This window comes from Pseudomonas sp. R5(2019), from assembly GCF_009905435.1.
Taxonomy (GTDB): domain Bacteria; phylum Pseudomonadota; class Gammaproteobacteria; order Pseudomonadales; family Pseudomonadaceae; genus Aquipseudomonas.
In genome coordinates this window covers 1-19,822 of the sequence record NZ_JAAAMT010000001.1, presented here as the reverse complement: position 1 = coordinate 19,822, position 19,822 = coordinate 1, and the positions used below count along the sequence as shown (strand labels likewise).

Annotated in this window: 16 protein-coding genes and 1 pseudogene; 8 read left to right on the top strand and 9 right to left on the bottom strand. The window is 63.4% G+C overall.

All coding sequences use genetic code 11. The features are described from left to right. Nucleotides 1–7: 7 nt before the first annotated feature. The 5 genes from treZ (at nucleotide 8) to glgX (ending at nucleotide 9,330) form a co-directional block, all read left to right on the top strand. A complete protein-coding gene (treZ, locus tag GUY40_RS00085) occupies nucleotides 8–1,795 on the top strand; it encodes a malto-oligosyltrehalose trehalohydrolase (protein WP_166566901.1) in 1,788 nt (595 codons plus the stop codon). Next, complete coding sequence (gene malQ, locus GUY40_RS00080) at nucleotides 1,788–3,869, top strand: 4-alpha-glucanotransferase (protein ID WP_166566900.1); 2,082 nt, start codon at nucleotides 1,788–1,790, stop codon at nucleotides 3,867–3,869. The genes treZ and malQ overlap by 8 nt, the downstream gene beginning before the upstream one ends. Then, entirely contained in the window at nucleotides 3,866–6,649 is a 2,784-nt protein-coding gene (locus GUY40_RS00075; RefSeq protein WP_166566899.1) for a malto-oligosyltrehalose synthase, read from the top strand. The genes malQ and GUY40_RS00075 overlap by 4 nt, the downstream gene beginning before the upstream one ends. Before the next feature lie 21 nt (nucleotides 6,650–6,670). Next, on the top strand, nucleotides 6,671–7,015 hold the full coding sequence (locus GUY40_RS00070) for a DUF2934 domain-containing protein (RefSeq protein ID WP_166566898.1): 345 nt from the start codon (nucleotides 6,671–6,673) through the stop codon (nucleotides 7,013–7,015). 158 nt (nucleotides 7,016–7,173) lie between these two features. Further along, complete coding sequence (glgX, locus tag GUY40_RS00065) at nucleotides 7,174–9,330, top strand: glycogen debranching protein GlgX (protein ID WP_166566897.1); 2,157 nt, start codon at nucleotides 7,174–7,176, stop codon at nucleotides 9,328–9,330. Between the two features lie 255 nt (nucleotides 9,331–9,585). On the opposite strand, the gene GUY40_RS00060 is transcribed toward glgX, so the two are convergent. Next, nucleotides 9,586–10,326: a transglutaminase-like cysteine peptidase gene (locus GUY40_RS00060; protein ID WP_218585423.1), complete on the bottom strand. Its 741-nt coding sequence runs from the start codon at nucleotides 10,324–10,326 to the stop codon at nucleotides 9,586–9,588. A gap of 198 nt (nucleotides 10,327–10,524) precedes the next feature. Between GUY40_RS00060 and GUY40_RS00055 the strand changes: the two genes are divergently transcribed. Next, nucleotides 10,525–10,815: a hypothetical protein gene (locus tag GUY40_RS00055; protein WP_166566895.1), complete on the top strand. Its 291-nt coding sequence runs from the start codon at nucleotides 10,525–10,527 to the stop codon at nucleotides 10,813–10,815. A 116-nt stretch (nucleotides 10,816–10,931) separates the two neighbouring features. On the opposite strand, the gene GUY40_RS00050 is transcribed toward GUY40_RS00055, so the two are convergent. The 5 genes from GUY40_RS00050 to GUY40_RS00030 form a co-directional block, all read right to left on the bottom strand. After that, entirely contained in the window at nucleotides 10,932–11,159 is a 228-nt protein-coding gene (locus tag GUY40_RS00050; RefSeq protein ID WP_166566894.1) for a zf-HC2 domain-containing protein, read from the bottom strand. After that, on the bottom strand, nucleotides 11,153–11,758 hold the full coding sequence (locus tag GUY40_RS00045; protein ID WP_166566893.1) for an RNA polymerase sigma factor: 606 nt from the start codon (nucleotides 11,756–11,758) through the stop codon (nucleotides 11,153–11,155). Before GUY40_RS00045 ends, GUY40_RS00050 begins: the two co-directional genes overlap by 7 nt. A 308-nt stretch (nucleotides 11,759–12,066) precedes the next feature. Then, on the bottom strand, nucleotides 12,067–13,449 hold the full coding sequence (locus GUY40_RS00040; RefSeq protein ID WP_166566892.1) for a cytochrome c: 1,383 nt from the start codon (nucleotides 13,447–13,449) through the stop codon (nucleotides 12,067–12,069). Nucleotides 13,450–13,467: 18 nt separating this feature from the next. After that, nucleotides 13,468–15,108, bottom strand: coding sequence for a GMC family oxidoreductase (locus tag GUY40_RS00035; protein WP_166566891.1), 1,641 nt, complete (start codon nucleotides 15,106–15,108; stop codon nucleotides 13,468–13,470). An 11-nt stretch (nucleotides 15,109–15,119) separates the two neighbouring features. Continuing rightward, complete coding sequence (locus tag GUY40_RS00030; RefSeq protein WP_166566890.1) at nucleotides 15,120–15,647, bottom strand: sugar dehydrogenase complex small subunit; 528 nt, start codon at nucleotides 15,645–15,647, stop codon at nucleotides 15,120–15,122. A 433-nt stretch (nucleotides 15,648–16,080) separates the two neighbouring features. On the opposite strand from GUY40_RS00030, the gene GUY40_RS00025 reads away from it, so the two are divergent. After that, entirely contained in the window at nucleotides 16,081–17,364 is a 1,284-nt protein-coding gene (locus GUY40_RS00025) for an OprD family porin (protein WP_166566889.1), read from the top strand. A 153-nt stretch (nucleotides 17,365–17,517) separates the two neighbouring features. Here GUY40_RS00025 and GUY40_RS00020 read toward each other — a convergent pair whose 3' ends face one another. Together GUY40_RS00020 and GUY40_RS00015 are read right to left on the bottom strand one after the other, a co-directional pair. Beyond that, complete coding sequence (locus GUY40_RS00020; protein WP_166566888.1) at nucleotides 17,518–18,141, bottom strand: NIPSNAP family protein; 624 nt, start codon at nucleotides 18,139–18,141, stop codon at nucleotides 17,518–17,520. A gap of 18 nt (nucleotides 18,142–18,159) precedes the next feature. After that, complete coding sequence (locus GUY40_RS00015; protein WP_166566887.1) at nucleotides 18,160–18,681, bottom strand: nuclear transport factor 2 family protein; 522 nt, start codon at nucleotides 18,679–18,681, stop codon at nucleotides 18,160–18,162. Between the two features lie 197 nt (nucleotides 18,682–18,878). On the opposite strand from GUY40_RS00015, the gene GUY40_RS00010 reads away from it, so the two are divergent. Further along, nucleotides 18,879–19,355: a MarR family winged helix-turn-helix transcriptional regulator gene (locus GUY40_RS00010; protein ID WP_166566886.1), complete on the top strand. Its 477-nt coding sequence runs from the start codon at nucleotides 18,879–18,881 to the stop codon at nucleotides 19,353–19,355. A 135-nt stretch (nucleotides 19,356–19,490) separates the two neighbouring features. On the opposite strand, the pseudogene GUY40_RS00005 reads toward GUY40_RS00010, so the two are convergent. Beyond that, a pseudogene (locus GUY40_RS00005) lies at nucleotides 19,491–19,822 on the bottom strand (glucose-6-phosphate isomerase); the annotation flags it as partial.

Here is a 19,822-nt window from a genome sequence, read left to right as displayed (position 1 = left end):
GGACTGGATGCCCTTAAGGTCAACGGAGAAATGGCCCCACGGGGCCATCATGCTGGATCAGGACCACACCCGGTTCGCCCTTTGGGCGCCGGATGCGCTCCAGGTCAGCGTGGAGCTGGGTGATGACCACTCAATCCCGATGCTGCCTCAGGCCGACGGCTGGTTTGTGATCCAGACCCGCTGCCCGGCCGGTACACGTTATCGCTATTGCATCGATGGCCGCTTGCAGGTCCCCGATCCGGCCTCCCGCGCCCAGGACGGTGACGTGCACGATCCGAGCATCGTGGTTGACCCCAACGCCTACCTTTGGCAACACACTGGCTGGCAGGGCCGCCCCTGGCACGAGGCGATCCTCTACGAAGTGCATGTGGGCCTGCTCGGCGGCTTTGTCGGCGTCGAGCAGCATCTGCCGCGGCTCGCCGAGCTGGGCGTGACGGCCATCGAACTGATGCCGCTGGCGGAATTCCCCGGTGACCGTAACTGGGGCTACGACGGCGTGCTGCCCTTTGCCCCGGAAGCCTCCTACGGCACACCCGAACAACTCAAGCACCTGATCGACTACGCCCACAGCCTCGGCCTGGCCGTGGTGCTGGACGTGGTCTACAACCACTTTGGCCCGGACGGCAATTACCTGGGCGAGTACGCCAAGCGTTTTTTCCGAGACGACCGGCATACCCCCTGGGGCGCGGCAATCGACTTTCCACGCCGTGAGGTGCGCGAGTTCTTTATCGACAGCGCGCTGATGTGGCTGTTTGAATACTGCTTCGACGGTCTGCGCCTGGATGCCGTGCACGCCATCGAAGACTCGAGCTTCTTGATCGAACTGGCCCAACGCGTGCGCCACCTGACGCCAGCGGGCCGCGAGATCTGGCTGACGGTAGAGAACGAGCACAACGAAGCGCACCTGATGCAGCGCGGTTTCGATGCGCAATGGAATGATGACGGCCACAACGCTTTGCATGTACTGCTGACCGGCGAGCGGGAAGCCTACTACGCCGACTTTGCCGAACAACCGACCCATAAACTGGCGCACTGCCTGAACGAAGGCTTTGTCTACCAGGGCGAACTCAATCGCCACGGCAAACCGCGTGGCGAGCCCAGCGGCGATTTGCCGCCCAGCGCTTTCGTGCTGTTTTTGCAGAACCACGACCAGGTCGGCAACCGCGCCCTGGGCGAGCGCCTGGCCCACCTGTGCCCGCCCGACGCCTTGCGCGCCGCCACTACCCTGCTGTTGCTCAGCCCCATGATCCCGTTGCTGTTCATGGGTGACGAATACGCAGCCGAGCAACCGTTCCTGTATTTCACCAGCCACCATGGCGAGCTGGCAGAGTTGGTGCGCGAAGGCCGGCGCAACGAATTTTCCCATTTCCAGGCATTTGCCAACGCCGAACGACGGACGCGAATTCCCGACCCCAACGCCGAGTCGACTTTCAACGACTCGCGACCGTTGCCGGACAGCGCGCCCGCGCAGCTGTCCCAGCCCTGGCCGGCGTTCTATCAAAAGCTGTTGCGCCTGCGTCAGCGTGAGTTGTTCCCGCGCCTGCGGGGTGCCGTGGCCCTCGACGCGCGGGTCCATGGCGATGGCGCCTTGACCGCACGCTGGCGGCTGGGCGATGGCAGTTGCTTGCGCATCGACCTGAACTTGAGCGAAGAGCGCATCTCGCTGGAACTACCCGCCGCTGGCGAGCATCTGTTGATCAGCTCCCCCGAGCCTTTTGACCCTGACCACCTTGCGCCCTTCACCGCTTTGGTCAGCCTGACCTTACCCGATCACAAGGACCTGCCCCATGAGTGATGAGCGCCTGGAATACCTGGCCCGCCATGCCGGCCTGTCAGTGGACTGGATTGACGCCAATGGCCAGCCGCAACGCGTTCGCCCGCAGGTGCTGCGCCAGGTGCTGGCTGGCCTTGGGCACCCGGCCGACAGCCTGGACGAGATCGAAAAAAGCCTGCGCAGCCTCGAAGAAGTGGGCAAATCCGTCAGCCTGCCACCGCTGTTGACCGTCGACCTTGGCCGGCAACTGAAGCTGGGGCGCTGGTTTGCTGCCCACAGCCATTGCCAGGTGCTGCTCGAAGACGGCAGCCAGCACGAGACGCAACTCGACGAGCACGCGGCGCTCAGCCACGCCATACCCATCGGCTATCACCAGATCACCATCGAGAGGCAAGCCTTCACCGTCGCGGTCGCGCCCGCCCGTTGCTACAGCATGGCCGATGCGCTGGACAGCGAGGCACCCCGGGCCTGGGGTTTGAGCGCGCAGCTGTATAGCCTGCGGCGTGAAGGCGATGGCGGATTCGGCGACACCCAGGCCCTGGAACTGCTGGCCCGCAGCGCCGCCGAACGCGGTGTCGATGCGCTGGCGATCAGCCCGATGCACGCGATGTTCAGCAGCGATGCCCATCGCTACAGCCCGTATTCCCCGTCCAGCCGCTTGTTCTTCAACAGCCTTTACGCCGCACCTGGCGAGATTCTCGGTGAGCGCGCGGTGCGCCTGGCCATCGAACAGGCCGGGCTCGACGCCGAATTGCAGCGCCTGGAGCAGTTGCCGCTGATCGACTGGCCGGCCGCGACCACCGCCAAACAAACCCTGCTGCGCCAACTGTTCAATGACTTCAATCGCGGCGACAACCCATTGACCAGCGATTTCGACAGCTTCCGCCAGGCCGGTGGCGAAGCGCTGGAAAACCACTGCCGCTTCGAGGCCCTGCAAGCCGAATGCGCGGCCAAGGGCAGCGCTCAGGACTGGCGCCAATGGCACAGCGACTGGCACGACCCACGCAGCGAGGCCATCGCCGAATTTTCCCGCACCCATGCTGACGAGGTGCGCTACTACGCTTTTTGCCAATGGCTGGTCGCCCGCAGCCTTGAGCGGGCCCAGCAAGCCGCGCGCGCCGGGGGCATGCGCATCGGCCTGATCGCCGACTTGGCCGTGGGTGCCGACGGTGCCGGCAGCCAGGCCTGGAGCCGCCAGGACGAGCTGCTGTCGGAGCTGACCGTGGGTGCGCCGCCGGACATTCTCAACCGCGCCGGGCAAAGCTGGGGCATTTCCGCGTTTGCCCCTGAAGGCCTGCAACGCCACGGTTACCGCGCCTTTATCGAAATGCTGCGGGCCAACTTCGCCCACGCCGGCGGCTTGCGCATTGACCATGTGATGGGCTTGCAGCGGCTGTGGGTGATCCCGCGCGGCAACTCGCCGCGCGACGGCGCCTACCTCAATTACCCGCTCGACGACCTGCTGCGCCTGCTGGCGCTGGAGTCGGTGCGCCATCAAGCCATCGTCCTGGGCGAAGACCTCGGCACGGTGCCCGACGGCCTGCGGGAAAAACTCGCGGCGCGAGCGATTCTCGGTATTCGGGTGCTGCTGTTCGAGCAGTACCACACCGGCTATTTCAAGCCGATCCTGCAATGGCCGGACAACGCCCTGGCCACCAGCACCACCCACGATTTGTCGACGCTCAACGGCTGGTGGCGCTCGCGGGACATTGACTGGTACCGCGACCTGAAGCTGATCGATGCCCCCGGCGAGCAGCACTGGCGCGAGACCCGCCAACACGAGCGCCAGGGCCTGCGCAATGTGCTGGCCCAGGACAGCCATAACTTCAAGGACAACGCCGAGGAAACCGATCAGGTCATCGACGCCAGCATTCGGTTTCTCGGCCACACCCGGGCGCCACTGGTGCTGATCCCGCTGGAAGACTTGCTCGGCATCGAGGAGCAACCGAACCTGCCGGGCACCACCGCAGGCCACCCCAACTGGTGCCGGCGCTTCGCCTTGCCCAGCGTTGATCTGCTCGACGATGAAGACGCTGCCCGACGCCTGGAGTTGTTGGCCCAGGCCCGCGATCAAGCCGGCGAGCGTGACCGATGAAGCCCTTGAACGCGACCGTACGCCTGCAATTTCACAAGGGCTTCACCCTCGACGACGCCCTGCCGCTGGTACCCTACTTCGCCCGGCTGGGCATCACCCATGTGTATGCCTCGCCGCTGCTCAAGGCCCGCCCGGGCTCCATGCACGGCTATGACGTCGTCGACCCGACCGTGATCAACCCGGAACTGGGCGGTGAAGCGGCGCTGGAGCGGCTGGTCGCGGGCTTGCGTCAGCATGGCATGGGCCTGCTGCTGGACGTCGTCTCCAACCACATGGCCGTGGGCGGCGCGGATAACCGCTGGTGGCTGGACTTGCTGGAGTGGGGGCGCGGCAGCCCTTTTGCCGAGTTTTACGACATTCAATGGCACTCCCCCGACCCGCTGCTGGAGGGGCAATTGCTGCTGCCGTTCCTGGCCCGCGACTACGGCGCAGTGCTGCAGGCCGGTGACATGGCGCTGCGTTTTGATGCCAGCCGTGGTGCCTTTTACGTCGGGCATTACGCACACCGCTTTCCGATCAGCCCGCCGGATTACGGGCGCATTCTCGGCGCCTGCGACCACCCCGGACTCAAGGCGCTGGGCGAACGATTCAGCGCCTTGCAGGACAAGCGCCAGGCTTACAGTCGCGCCCAGGCACTGCGTAAAGAGCTGGCCCGCCTGGCCACTCAAGCCCCTGTGGCCGTGGCGCTGGAAACGCTGCTGGAGCACTTTGATTCGCGCGCCGAAGAGGGCTTTGTGCGTTTGCACCAGCTGCTGGAAAAACAGCACTACCGACTCGCCAGTTGGCGTACCGCCGCCGACGACATCAACTGGCGGCGCTTTTTCGACATCAATGAATTGGGCGGTCTGCGGGTCGAACGCCCTACCGTCTTCGAAGCCATCCACGGCAAAATCTTCGAGCTGATTGGCCGCGGCCTGATCGATGGCCTGCGCATCGACCATATCGATGGCCTCGCCGACCCGCGCGGCTACTGCCGCAAGCTGCGGCGGCGGGTCAACGCCCTGCTGGGCGAACGGCCGCTGGTAGCGGCCATCGAGCACTTCCCGATTTATGTGGAGAAGATTCTGGGCAGCGGTGAACAGCTGCACCGGGACTGGCAGGTGGATGGCACCACCGGCTATGAATTCATGAACCAGGTGTCGCTGCTGCAACACGACCCAACCGGCGAAGCCGTGCTGCGCGAAAGCTGGAGCGACCTGAGCGGACGCCCGGCCGACTTCAACGAAGAAGTGCGCCAGGCCCGACAGTGGGTATTGAATGGCACCCTGGCCGGCGACTTCGAGTCAGTCGCCCAGGCCTTGCTCAACGTCGCCCGCGGCGACCTGATGAGTCGTGACCTGACCCTGGGCGCGATTCGCCGGGCCTTGCAGGCGCTGGTGGTGCACTACCCGGTCTACCGCACTTACCTCAATGCCTGTGGCCGCCAGATCGAAGACGAAGGTTTTTTCCAGCAGGCCGTCGAGGGTGCCCGCGCCAGCCTGAGCGAAGCGGACTGGCCGGTGCTCGACTCCCTGCAGCACTGGTTGGGTGGCGAAGGCTGGCGCCGACAGCCGCCGGGGCGTGCTCGCAAGGTGCTGCGCAATGCCTGCGTTCGCTTCCAGCAGCTAACCTCACCGACGGCCGCCAAAGCCGTGGAAGACACCGCCTTCTACCGCTCGGCAGTCTTGCTGTCGCGCAACGACGTGGGCTTCGATGCCGAGCACTTCAGCGCGCCCGCCGAGGCCTTCCATACCGCCTGCGAACAGCGCCTTGAAGCCTTCCCGGACAACTTGTTGACCACCGCCACCCACGACCACAAGCGCGGTGAAGACACCCGCGCCCGCTTGGCGGTGCTGAGCGAGCGCAGCGACTGGTTCAGTGCCCGCCTTGAGCATTGGATGGAACTGGCCGCGCCGCTGCGTGACAGCCCCCACAACGAGACCGCGCCCTCGCCCGGCGATGAAATCATGCTCTACCAGACCCTGCTCGGCAGCTGGCCGCTGGGCCTGGACAGCCATGACCAGGCGGGCTGCGAAACCTACGCCGGGCGCCTGCGGCAATGGCAACAGAAAGCCCTGCGCGAGGCCAAGCTGCAGAGCAGCTGGAGTGCCCCCAACGACGACTACGAAAGCGCCTGCGCGCAGTTTCTCGACAGCCTTTTGCTGGAGGCTCCGGCCCAGCAACTGCGTGGCTCGATTGCCGAGGCCGCCCACGCCATCGCCTGTACCGGCGCCCTCAACAGCCTGGCACAATGCTTGCTGCGCATGACTGCCCCGGGCGTGCCGGATCTGTATCAGGGTTGCGAGTTCTGGGACTTCAGCCTGGTCGACCCGGACAACCGCCAACCGGTGGATTTCGCCGCTCGCCGGCAGGCCCTGGATGATGCCAGGCACCCCGCGCAACTGTTGGAAAGCTGGCGCGATGGCCACCTCAAGCAAGCCTTGATCGCCCGCACGCTGGCGCTGCGCAGCCAGTACCCGGAGCTGTTCGCGCGCGGCAGTTACCAGCCGCTTGAAGTGAGCGGCAAACAGGCCGGTCACGTGCTGGCGTTCCTGCGGGAAAACGATGACCAGAAAGCGATTGTCATCGTCCCCCGGCTCGCCAGCCGCCTGCTGGGCAACACGCCAATTCCGCTGATCCCGCCACAGAGCTGGGACGACACCACACTGATTCTGCCATTCACCGCGTCATCGTTTCGATGGAAGGGACTTTTTGCCGAGGCTGTAGTCACACCAGATAGAGCGTTGCGACTAAGCACTGCGCTGAACGAGTTCCCCGTCAATCTGTTCATAACACACTGAACTGTAGTCAGGAGCGTAGAAATGAGTGCCGACGAAAAACGTATCCGTGAGTTTGCCTATCAGATCTGGGAGTCTGAAGGTAAGCCTGAGGGCCAGGAAGAGCGTCATTGGGAGATGGGCCGCAAACTGGCCCAGGCTGAAGCCCTGGCGCCCAAGGCCAACCCTCGCAAGAGCGTCGCTGGCAAGGATGGCGCTGCGAGCGACACCCGCGCCAAGCCCGCGGCAAAGCCGGCTGCCAAGGCGGCCGCCAAACCGGCTGCCAGCAAGGCCAGGGCCGCCAAGCCCGCAAGCACGGCCAGCGCCGCTTCGGCCAAGCCTGGCGCAGCGAAAAAGCCACGCGCCAGCCAGCAGCCACCGACCAGCTGATCCCGTCGCAACGCGTCTGTAGCGGGATGGTCATGGTCCCCGTTCCAGCCCTCGTGTCTTTCAGCCTTGCTCGATAGCACGAGGGATTAGACTTCTACTGCCTGAACGCTGGCCCCGGCGCCGCCGTACGCACCTGACCGCAGAGTAAGGATTGCAGCATGAGCCCTCGCAAACAGACGCCCGAACCCAACCATGAACCCTCCCGGATTCGCGAAGGCCTGCCCTTTCCGCTGGGGGCCACCTGGGATGGCCTGGGGGTGAACTTTGCGCTGTTTTCGGCCAATGCCACCAAGGTCGAACTGTGCCTGTTCAACTCGACAGGCGAGGTAGAACTGGAGCGTATCGAGCTGCCCGAGTACACCGATGAGATCTACCACGGCTACCTGCCGGATGCGCACCCGGGGCTGGTCTATGGCTACCGGGTGCATGGCCCGTACGATCCGGAAAACGGCCACCGCTTCAACCCCAACAAACTGCTGATCGACCCCTACGCCAAGCAGCTGGTCGGTGAGCTGCGCTGGTCCGAATCCCTGTTCGGTTACACCATCGGCCACCCCGACGCGGACCTCAGCTTCGACGAACGCGACAGCGCGCCATTCGTGCCCAAAAGCAAGGTGGTGGACCCGGCCTTCACCTGGGGCCGCGACCACCGCGTCAACATCCCGTGGGACCGCACCATCCTTTACGAGGCCCACGTGCGCGGGATCAGCATGGTGCACCCCTCGGTGCCGGACAAAGTCCGCGGCACCTTTGCCGGGCTGATGGTCGAGGACCTGGTCGATCATATCCGCAAGCTGGGGGTCACCTCGGTCGAGCTGCTGCCCATTCACGCCTTCGTCAACGACCAGCATCTGCTGCAAAAGGGCCTGAACAACTATTGGGGCTACAACAGCATCGCCTTCTTCGCCCCGCACCCGCGCTACCTGGCCCATGGCAAGATCGCCGAGTTCAAGGAGATGGTCGCGCACCTGCACGACGCCGGCCTGGAAGTGATCCTCGACGTGGTCTACAACCACACCGCCGAGGGCAACGAGCAAGGCCCGACCCTGTCCATGCGCGGCATCGACAACAGCTCCTACTACCGGCTGATGCCGGACAACAAGCGCTTCTACATCAACGATTCCGGCACCGGCAATACCCTGGACCTGAGCCACCCCTGCGTGCTGCAGATGGTCACCGATTCGCTGCGCTACTGGGCCACTGAAATGCATGTTGATGGCTTTCGCTTCGACCTGGCCACCATCCTGGGGCGCTACCACGAAGGCTTTGACGAGCGTCACAGCTTCCTCGTCGCCTGCCGCCAGGACCCGGTACTGCGCCAGGTCAAGCTGATCGCCGAACCCTGGGACTGCGGCCCCGGCGGCTACCAGGTGGGCGGTTTTGCGCCCGGTTGGATGGAGTGGAACGACCGCTTTCGCGACACTGTGCGCGCCTTCTGGAAAGGCGATGACGGCCAGCTGGCGGACTTCGCCGGGCGCATGACCGCGTCCGCCGAGCTGTTCAACCAGCGCGGCCGGCGGCCGTTTGCCTCGGTCAACTTTGTCACGGCCCACGACGGTTTCACCCTGCGCGACCTGGTCTCATACAACGAAAAGCACAACGAGGAAAACGACGAGAACAACCAAGACGGCACCAACCACAACGTGTCGTGGAACTGTGGCGTCGAAGGTCCCACCGACGACCCCGAAATCAGCGCCCTGCGCACGCGCCAGATGCGCAATTTCTTTGCGACCCTGCTGTTGGCCCAGGGCACGCCGATGATCGTCGCCGGCGATGAGTTCAGCCGCACCCAATATGGCAACAACAACGCCTACTGCCAGGACAGCGAAATCGGCTGGGTCAACTGGGACCTGGACGACGAAGGCAAAAGCCTGCTCAAGTTCGTAAAGCGCCTGATCAAGCTGCGCATGAACTACCCGGTGCTGCGCCGTGGGCGTTTTCTGGTCGGGACCTACAACGAGGACATTGGCGTCAAGGATGTGACCTGGCTCGCGCCGGACGCCACCGAGATGACCGTCGAGCAATGGCACGACGCCCATGGCCGCTGTCTGGGCATGCTGCTGGACGGCCGCGCCCAAGTATCCGGCATCCGCAAGCCCGGCTCCGACGCCACCTTGCTGCTGATCGTCAACGCCCACCACGACGTGGTGAACTTCGAACTGCCGCAGGTGCCGGAAGGCGAATACTGGAACTGCCTGATCGACACCAACCGCCCGCAACTGCGCGGTCAGGAATTGTGGGATTTCGGTAGCGTCTTCGAAGTGACGGGGCGTTCGATGCTGATGTTTGAATTGCAGCTTGAAGAAGAGTCCTGAGTCTGCTTCGGAGGCCGCTGCGCGCCCCATCGCAGGCAAGCCTTGCTCCTACAGCCCATCCAGGTCGCGGAACCAGCGGGGGGCTGTAGGAGCAGAGCTTGCTCGCGAAGAGGCCAGCACAGACGATGGACATCCCCCCACAGGTTGTTGAAACCCCCGGGCAAACGCTACATTTGCGCCATTGTCCACCAGGTGCAACGCCGTGACCCCGAGCGAAGTCCACAGCCTGCAACAGCAAGTGCAAAGGATGTCACCTTATCTCAGCACGTTCCCTTGAATGGCTGAAAGCTGAAGTGGTGGCGACATGCTTCTTGCATGGTTACTGACCATGGTAAAACCTTCGTGCTTGAGCTTGGCCATCAGGATTGGCCAATGCGGCAGCCGTTCGGCCTTGCCGACCTTTTGCAGGTGATTGTGCTCGAACCGATAGAGGTCAACGTCACCGAAGGCGAACTGCAGCTCCAGGTCAAGGCGTTGGGCAATGGGAAGGATGGACGGAGTGATGTTGTCCAGCAACACGGGCTCTGCCGCGGTATCCGACCAGTAGCCGAGCACCATGTGCGCCTGCTTTGCCGAAGTTTGTGTGGTGTAAACGAGACGCAGACTCTGCTCGGAAACGCCGAGCAGTCGCAGGGTGAAGTACTTGGCGAGGGCGAAATCCTCGCAGTCGCCAGCGCCCTGCTCGAGGGTTTCCAACGGCGAGGCCCAGTAGTCGACTTGCCCCCACACGTCGGAATCTTCGCCATATTGGATATGGCGATTGAAAAACGCATTCACCAACTGCAGCTTTTCAGCGTCGCTCAATGTGGTCGAATCAGCGATCAGGGCATGCCAGTCCTGAAGCCGGTGGCTAGCTTGCTCGTTTCGTTGCGCGCTCGGTGTGGCCGCCGTGGCTTTGGCGGTGCCCATGATCAGGCCACTGCTCAACAGCAGACCGACCAGCATTTTCCGCCGGCGTTCCACCAAAATCAACACGAGGAAGTACAGTCCTATCAAGTAACTCTCCAAGGCACCATGGCATGTGACAAAAGATTATTGCTGAGAGAACTCAACAGGCATTTGCACCATAAGGCCTTGGCCGGCCAACAGGCAAGGTACGTCCGTCGGCTAACAGGAAGACTGGGCAGGTCAGCTGTAACAAAGCGCCTTCCCATCCATCGAATGACGGGGCCAGCAAGAATGGAGGATTGCACCATGAAATCGATACTGTACGTCACTGCACTGGCGGCACTCTTGATGGGGCCGGGCATGGCACTGGGCGAAAACGGCAGCGACCGTCTGATAGATTTTCGTCTGCAACAACAGGGATTGATCAGCAATAGTCCCAGCCAGGACACCAGTGATCCTTATGTTCAAATGATCAAGACACAACCCACGGCTTCCGGGGTTGAGCTCGATCAGCAGGACCAACAGTTCCAAACGTCGGAACCCAAATTCGAGTCGCCCATCCTGAGGGACAGAATGCTCTATCGCAGTGCCCATTGAGGACATGTACGTGCATCATGAATCAAGGCGGAGATGCCAGCCAAGCCGGTATCCCCCTCTCCGGCACACGGATGTGCCAAATGAACACCCACCTCACGCCCTCGTTACAGCGCAACCTATCGATTGAGCTGGTTGAGTTTCTTCAGAATGGCCTGGCTGTCTACAGCTTCATCCTTGAAGGGTATGGTCTGCAGCATTCGGGAGGTCAGCTCGAGTTGCTTGATGTACAGCTCGCAGCGTGAGCACCTGCGCAGGTGCATGAGCACCGCACAGCGGGTACGAAAATTCAGGTGCCCCTCGATAAACTCGGAGCCCAATTCCGAGACTTCGTGGCAGGTCAGCATGTTCCTTCCTCCTGAAAGTGATTGAGCATCGCTTGCATGCGCTGACGCCCCCGGTGCAACAGCACGCGGATATTGCCTTCGGCCAAACCCAGGGCTTGAGCGATTTCGTCATACTCCAGCCCCCCCAATTCACGCATCAGTACCACACTTTGTTGATCGCCAGGCAACATGCGCAAATGCTTGCGGATGCACGCGTGCAACTCGGCTTCGATCAACAGCTCCTCAGGGCTTTCGTAGTGCCATTGACTGGGCGGGGTTTTCCAGGCGCCCTTCTCGTTGAAGTGCTGGCTGATAGGCGAACTGGCGTCGATGCCCCAGCCATCCAGAGGAACTTCGCGCCCGCACTTGCGCCTCATGGCATGGGCCTCGTTGATGGCAATTCGGGCCAACCAGGTTCGCAGCTTGGCACGCCCCTCGAACTTTTTTATGCCGACAAAGGCCCTCAGCCACGTTTCCTGCGCAACATCATGAGCCGATTCCGGTCCGACCAAGGGTGTGGCCATGGCGACCAGGAAAGCATGATGAAGCTTGATCACCGTCTCAAGGGCATTGCTGTCGCCTTCACGCAGCCGTTTGATCAGCTCCTGCTCATCGTCCATGAGCTTGTCCTCAGATGGACTGAAGATGCCAATAGTAAGGCAGCCTCAGTGCAGTTTTACTTTGAGGTATGAATCGGGTGATTGTTACAGCACAGTTGTCACGCCTCGCGTCAGGCAGCCTGTCGATTAGACAGGCGGTATTTCGCCATTAGAGAATAGCTTCGCTGCGAGCTCGCTCCTGAAAGGGACGATCGGCGGCGTCTGCTGGAGAGTCAGCACGGAAAATTCGTTTCGGCGCTGGATGTAGCCTCCGCTTCGCTCCGTTGCAACGCAGCATGGCCGACGCGCGGCAGATCGTGAGCAGGCTCTCAGGCCGCCCGGCGTTTGCGCCGCGACACCCATGCCAGCGCCGCCAGCACCACGATGACCCCAAGCGCCAGACCGAGGCGGGCCAGCAGGACCAGGTCCACCGAGGCCGCGACCTTGCCCGCGCGCAGATCCTTCACCTGGGCCACGCTGACCTCGGCCGCGGGGTTGCCGTAGCTCTGGGTCAGGTAGTTGCCCAGGGTGGCGATCTGCTGGTCGGACAGCTCGTGGGCGAAGCCTGGCATGGGGATCTCCTCGCCTTCACCCACCCGGTGGATGCCTTCGAGTATCACCATGACCAGGTTGTTGGTCTGGGTGCGGCCAGTGGCCGTGTTCTGGAACAGTGCCGGCAACCGGGCATCGAACGGACTCCCCTGGCCGTGAGCCTGGTGGCAGGCCGCGCAGTAGGCATCGAACAGCTGCGGCCCACTCAGCTCGTCAGGGTTCTGCGGCCAGGCGACGCCGCGGATGCTGTCCAGTTGGTCGCCGGCCTCGCCCCAGGCCTGCACGGGCTTGGCCACCCCCTGCCCGGCCACCGCCGGCACCGTCTTCAGGTATACCGCGATGGCCTGCAGGTCAGCGTCACTCAGATACTGGAGGCTGTGGTCGATCGCCTCGGCCATGGGGCCAGAGGCCTGGCCCTTGGCGATGTTGCCGCGCTTGAGGTACTGCACGAGCTCCTCGCCGCTCCAGCCACCGATGCCGCTATAGCTGTCCGCGGTGATGTTGGGCGCATGCCAGACGCCGACCTCGCCGCCGGCCAGATCGCGCGCGGCGTCTTCGGCCATCAGCAGGTTGCGCGGCGTATGGCAGGTGCTGCAGTGGGTCAGGCCCTGCACCAGGTAGGCTCCGCGGTTCCACGCCTCGCTCTGCGCCGGATCGGGCTGGTAGACCCGGTCGTCGAGGAACAGCACGTTCCACAGCGCCATGGAGACGCGGACGTTGAACGGAAACGGCAGCGCCGTCTCCGGCGGCTGGCTGTCGACCGGCTTCACCCCGTGCATGAAGTAGGCATACAGCGCCGCGATGTCCGCATCCGTGACCTTGGCGTAAGAGGTATAGGGCATGGCCGGGTAAAGGCGCTGGCCGTCGGCGCGCACGCCCTGGCGCACCGCCGCGGAGAACTGTTCGAGGCTGTAGTTGCCGATGCCAGCGGTCTTCGACGGGCTGATGTTGGTCGCCACTATGTCGCCGATCGGGGTCGGCAGCTTGAGACCGCCGGCGAAGGTCTCGCCGCCGACGAGCGAGTGGCAGGCCACGCAGTCGCCGGCCCGGGCCAGGTACTCGCCGCGCTGGATCAGTTCGCTGTCCGCCGGGCTGGCGGCCTGGGCGCCGCAACCGATGGCGGCCGTCAGGCTGGCGATCAGGTGTATCGTCAATTTCATGGCTTACTCCTTACTCGCTCAGGCGTTCGACGCGGCGTCGTTCGAGGAACGCACGCTCGAGCGATCGGGCAGGATGTGCTCGACGGTACGCAACGCCACGGCGACCGCGGCCAGGGTCGAGTTGCAGGTGCCCGCCGTGGGCAGCACTCCAGTGCCGACCATGAACAGGTTGTCATGGTCGTGGGCCTGCCCGTACTGGTCGCAGACCGAGGTTTTGGGGTCGCTGCCCATGCTCAGGGTGCCGCAGATGTGCTGGTTGTTGGCGAAGTGCTCGTCGTCGGTCAGGCGGATGTTGGTCGCGCCCATCAGCTCGGCGATGCGGGCGAAGTCGGCCTTGGCTGCCTGGGCGCCGGCGCGGGTGTAGGCATCGATGGCGTAGTGCGCCTGCGGCTTGGAAATGCCCATGGCATCCTTCTGATCGCTCAGGGTGATGCGGTTTTCCGGATTGGGCAGCACTTCCAGCACCGTCTTGACGTTCATCTCGCGGGCGGCGCTGTGGCGCAGGCGCTTCTCGAACTCCTCGCCATAGACGCCTTCCTGCAGCAGACGCCGGGTGGTGCCGTCCACCCGCGAGATGTTGGTGAAGTCCAGCCGATACGGCGAACGCTGGGCGCGAAACGGACCGTCGCGCAGGGTGTTGATCGAACTCGGGCTCTGCGGCCCGCGACCCAGCCAGACATCCTCATCCACGTCGAAGGTCATTGAGGTGCTGGGATGATCCATCAGATTGCGGCCGACCATGCCCGAGCTGTTAGCCAGGCCGTTGGGGTGCTTGTCGCTGGTCGACAGCAGCAGCAACTTCGGACTTTCGATGCCGTTGGCGGCGACGATGAAGGTCTTGCCGGTGACCCGATAGGACTTCTTGTCCGGATCGTAGTAGTGGGCCGCGACTACGCGGTCCTGGTCGTCGTGCTCGAGGCGGTAGACCACGGCGTTGGCGATCAGCTTGACCCCCGCGGCTTCGGCGGCGTCGACGGCCAGCCCGCCGTGGTACTGGGCGTCTACCGGGCAGATCGGCTGGCAGTTGTTGCTGCCGCAGCAGGCCGGGCGGCCATCGAAGGTGCGGCTGTTGCGCGCCGCGGTATTGCCGACCACCGAATAGACCCCCGCCAGGCGCTCGCGCAGGCGCCGCATGGCGTAGGGTTCGGCCACCGGCTCCAGCGGGAACGGCTTGCTGCGCGGCGACTCCGGGTGCTCGGCGGCAGAACCGGCAACGCCCATGATCTCTTCCGCCTCCTGATAGAAGGGCTCGAGCTCGTCGTAGTCGAACGGCCAGTCGACGCCGACGCCGTACAGGCTGTGGATGCGCATGTCGTTGGGCACGTAGCGCCAGGCGTGAGCCGCCCAGTGCCAGCTCGTACCGCCGACCATGCGGATGTATTCGGCGGCATACGGATAGGGACCGGCCTGCACCAGGTAGCCGTTGTCCTCCGGCTGGTACACCGGATGCGGTGCCCAGGGAAAGAATGGATAAGACGACATCCAGTCGCTGCGCCGCGGCGAGTTGCGGAAGTTGGCCAGGATCTGGGCGCGGGACACCCGGGGGCCGGCCTCCAGCATCAGCACGGAAGCGCCGCGCTGGGCCAGTTTGCGGGCGGTCAGGGCACCACAGATCCCCGAGCCGATGACGACGACATCAGCAGACGACAGTTCGGTCACTTGGCTCTTCCTCAGGCAGGTTTGTTGGCCCAGCTGCCGTAGGCGCCGTAGCAATAGCTAGGCGGCTGCAGCACATCGCTGACGAATACCGCGTTCAGGGCGTTCTCGTAGGCCAGCGCGCGCGCCTGCGCCTTGTCACCGACGACGCCGAGAAACCAGGCGCTGGCGATCTTGCGGGGGACCGGCGCCAGCTGCGGATAATCACTATCGAGCAGCGGCTGCAGCTGCAGCGGGGCGATTTGCCGCTGGTTGATCAGCAGCAGCACGTCCTTCACCGCTTGGGGAAAGGCCGGGTCCGCCTTGCCAAGTGCGTCGTAGTAGCGCGCCGCCAGTTCGCTGTCGAGGGATTGGCGACCGGCAATCAGCGCGGAAAGCGCCACGAAGGCGCCACGCTCGGCATCGGGCGCCGCCTGGGCCACCGCCCAGGGAATCAGGGATGCGGTATAGGCGCTCAGCAGGCCTAGCAGCAAGCCGCGCCGCGCGGGGTCGACGGCTGGGGCGCAGTCTTGTGCAGGCTCATCGGAAACGGCTCGTTTCATGGGTGATCCCCAGTAAGCTCAAAGACTTGGCTCAAGATCCAGGCTGAGCGGCGCGATCCATTGATGCAGCTCGCAATACGCACCTTGACTCAAGGATAGCCACGCTCACGCAACCCGTGACTATTTCTGGGGCGGGGTACCCTCTGACCTCAGCCCGCCCGCCACTGCAGCGCGAAGGCCACGCCGACCACCCAGGCGATGCCACTGGCCAGGTAGACGACTGCGCTGGGCGCAAGCAGCCACGCTCCCGCGCGGGAACCTCCCCCGCAAACCGCAAAGCCGGAGTCTCGCTCCCGCCCCTGTCGCGCTGACTGGCGAGAAATCTGGGCTAGTCTGATTGGGGCCGTCGCCGACGAACGCCCCCGGGGGGGTCGCGCATCGGCAAGGCGATAAGTCAAGCGTTGCCTGGCAATTGTTTTGGAGAATCAGACCGATGCGCCTCCCAACGAAGGTGTCGCCCTGGCACCCCTGGACTCCTGCCGCCCTGATCCTGGCGAGCATTGCGGGCCTGCCCCTTTGCGCCAGCGCCGACTTTGTCGAGGACGCCAAGGTCGGTCTCACCCTGCGCAATTACTACTTCAATCGTAATTACGTGGACGATCAGGGCCCGCTCATCGATGGTCGGCGGCAAGGCTATGCGCGGCACTGGAGCCAGAACCTGATCCTCGACGCCCGCTCCGGCTATACCGAAGGCGCCCTTGGCTTCGGGGTCGATGCACTGGGGTTGTTGTCCCTCAAGCTCGATGGCGACAAGTGGTCGCGCAATACCCAGATGACCCCGATTCACGACGACGGCTACCCGCCGGACGACTGGGGACGCTTGGGCCTGGCGGGGAAAATGCGTCTTGCCGAAACCGAAGTGAAAGTGGGCGAGTGGGCCACCGTATTGCCCGTGCTGCGCTCGGACGATGGTCGCTCGCTGCCGCAGACCTTCCAGGGCGGCCTGCTCACCTCAAGGGATATCGAGAGCGCCACCCTCTACGTCGGCCAGTTACGCCAGAACAGTCCCCGCGAGGACGGCAGTCTGGAGGACTTTCGCTTCCTCGGCGCGGGCGCCTCCGACCGATTCAACGTCGCGGGAGCCGAATACAGCTTCAACGAGCGCCAGACTATGCTCGGTGCCTGGTTCGCCGAACTGGAAGACATCTACGACCAGCGCTACTACCAGTTGGTGCACAGCCAACCCGTCGGCGACTGGGTGCTGGGCGCCAACGTCGGCTACTTCAACGGCAGCGACAACGGCAAAAAGCTCGACGGCGAGCTGAGCAACGAAACCTACACCGGCATGTTCTCGGCCAGGCATGGCAACAACACCCTCTACCTGGGGCTGATGAAGGTCCGCGGCAACAGCAAGTGGATGCGCGTCAATGGTGCCAGCGGCGCCACCGTGGCCAACGATGGCTATAGTTTCACTGCCGACGCGATCGGCGAGCGCTCCTGGCAGTTGCGCCACGACTACGACATGGCCGGCCTGGGAATCCCCGGCCTGACCGTCATGAACCGCTATATCCGTGGCTGGGACATCGACGTGTCGCCGAGCGACAGCAACGGCGAGGAATGGATACGCGAATCGGAGCTGGCCTATACGATACAAAGCGGCAGCCTGAAAGACCTGACCCTGAAATGGCGTAGCACTACGGTCCGCCGCGACTTCGATGGTGGCCAGGACTTTGGCGATGATCGCCTAATCATCATCTACCCCTGGTCGATTCTCTGAGAGCCTGTTCAAAGGCTCGCTGGAATACCTGGGGTCTGTTGCCGTTTCAGGCTAAGCAATGATCTATAAGAGAAAACTCATATCGTTGAAGCTCTCACCCAACACCGATACGAGGTTGCAATGCCGGCATCCGCCACTGCTCCCAGCCCTCTGTTACTGCAACGGCGAAAACGCAGCCGGCAAGCACACCGTACTGAACATCTCGCGCAACTGCGGCCCGGAGTTTTCCGGCGGCCAGACCCCGTCTTTCACTGCCCGGGTGCGCACATCCAACCGCTGTTCAAGGCTCGCATACGGCCAGATATGCAGGTAGCGTGGCGTGCGCCCGTCGGTGGCGTAGAACGCGGCAAACACCTGCGAATAGCCCGCTGCCGTGCGCGGCCCCACCGCCTTCTCCCAACCCTCCAGTGTCGGCGCCAGCCCTGATGGGATCAGGTTGTATTCGCGCAGTTCATAGAACGGCCCATGGGCGCCCGGCTGCAGTGGTTCCAGGAACGGGAACAGGGTGTAGTTGGCGACGTTCATGTCGAGCAGGTACTGCTCGATGCCGAAGGCATCCTTGGCCAACAGGTAGCGGTCACGCTCGGTCAGGCGGGCCTGTTCGTCGGCAAAGCCGCGCAGGACGGCAATCTGGTTCAAGGCACCGATTTCAGAGGCCCAGCAGCCGATCAGGGTGCCACCCACTTGCGGGCCGAAAAGGCTCGCTTCCAGCTGTTGCAGGGCTTGGGCCTGGGTCCGCACGCGCAGGGTGAAGGTCAACAGTTCGTACAGCTTCATAGGGGGGTGTCCGGGCGATTATTCAGGGCGGTTGGGAACCGGCAACTCGGCGCTGCTGTTCCAGCGGCTGACCGGGCGGCTGAAGAGGTTTTCGGTCTGGAAATGCGCCATGCGCCAGTGCCCGGCTTCTTGCCGGAACGTTACGGTGAGCCGCGCGCTGTTGAGGTGCGAGGCGCCGCTGGCAAAGGTCGAGGTTTGCAGCATGACCCAGCTGGCGCTGGCCTGGTCGCCTTGCACCTGGATCAGCTCGCAGGTCAGGAAGTGGACGTTGAGGGCAAAGTGCGCGGGCTCGACCATGTAGGTGGCGAACATCGCCTTGATCGCCTCGCGACCACGGTAGCCGCCGAAGGCGTCCCGGTATTTGGCGCCCTTGCCTTCCCAGACGGCATCTTCAGTGAACAGGCCAGCCAGTTCATCCAGCGGCGAGTCAACGCCCAGGTCATCGCACAAAACCATGTAGCGGTTCATGCAGGCGCGGATGGCGATCTCGCTTTCCAGTAAGGCCAGGCGTTGTTCCAGGGCGTGCAGTCGGTCGGTCATTGGGCTCTCCAGAAAAAAGGCGGCTGTCAGGGCCGCCTGATGGCTGGATTTAAAATGGTAATTTTTACGTGAAATGTCAATTAATTTATCCGGTAAATCCCGACACCGTCCAGAGCATGCTAGAGTGCAACGCACATGAAGCCGCCCACGGCACAACGGCCGCACCGCTCCCGGGCACAACCTCAAGAATTCAACGCATGCCTACCCCGAAAAAGCGCCAGCACCGCTACAACCCCACCAGCGAGCACTTCAAGAAAGAGGACTACCCTTTTTACTGGCTCGCACGCCTGAATGGCCGCTACACCATGGCCATGGAAAAGGCCCTGAAAAAGATCGACATGGACATCCCGCGCTACCGCATCCTGTTCATCCTGCTGGATAACGGCGAGTCGAGCATTTCAGAGATCTCCACCCACGCCATCGCCAAGCTGTCGACCATCACCAAGATCGTCTACCGCATGAAGGCAGATGACTTGGTCGACACCCGCGCCAGCGAAATCGACGGCCGTGTGACCCAGGTATCGCTGACCGAACCTGGGCGCAGGATGATCGAGAAGGTCCAGGCAGCCACCAGCGGGATCATTCGGGAAAGCTTCAACGGGCTGACGGATGCGCAGCTGAGCAAGCTCAACAGCACGCTGGAGAGGATCTTCAATAATTTGCCTGAAGATTGACCTGCATCGATACAGGTCTGCGTGGGGGCGCGGGAGCGAATCTTTGGGAACGGACCTGGCTTTGGGGGCCGCTACGCGCCCCATCGCGGCCAGGTCCGCTCCTACAGGCCAGGCAAGCCAACAGACTCAGATCGATCAACCGCGGTGGCGTGAGCGGAAGTAGTTGATCAGGCCCTGGGTCGACGCATCGTCAGCCTCTTGCGACGCATCCCCGGTCAGGCACTGGTACACACCCTTGCCCAACTCCTTGCCCAGCTCGACACCCCACTGGTCAAAGGCGTTGATACCCCAGATGACGCTCTGCACGAACACCTTGTGCTCATACATCGCCACCAGCGCGCCCAGGCGACGCGGGCTGATGCGTTCGGCCACCAGGGTGTTGCTCGGGCGGTTGCCCGGGATCACCTTGTGCGGCGCCAGCTTCTGGATCGCTTCTTCATTCATGCCTTTCTCGCGCAGTTCGGCTT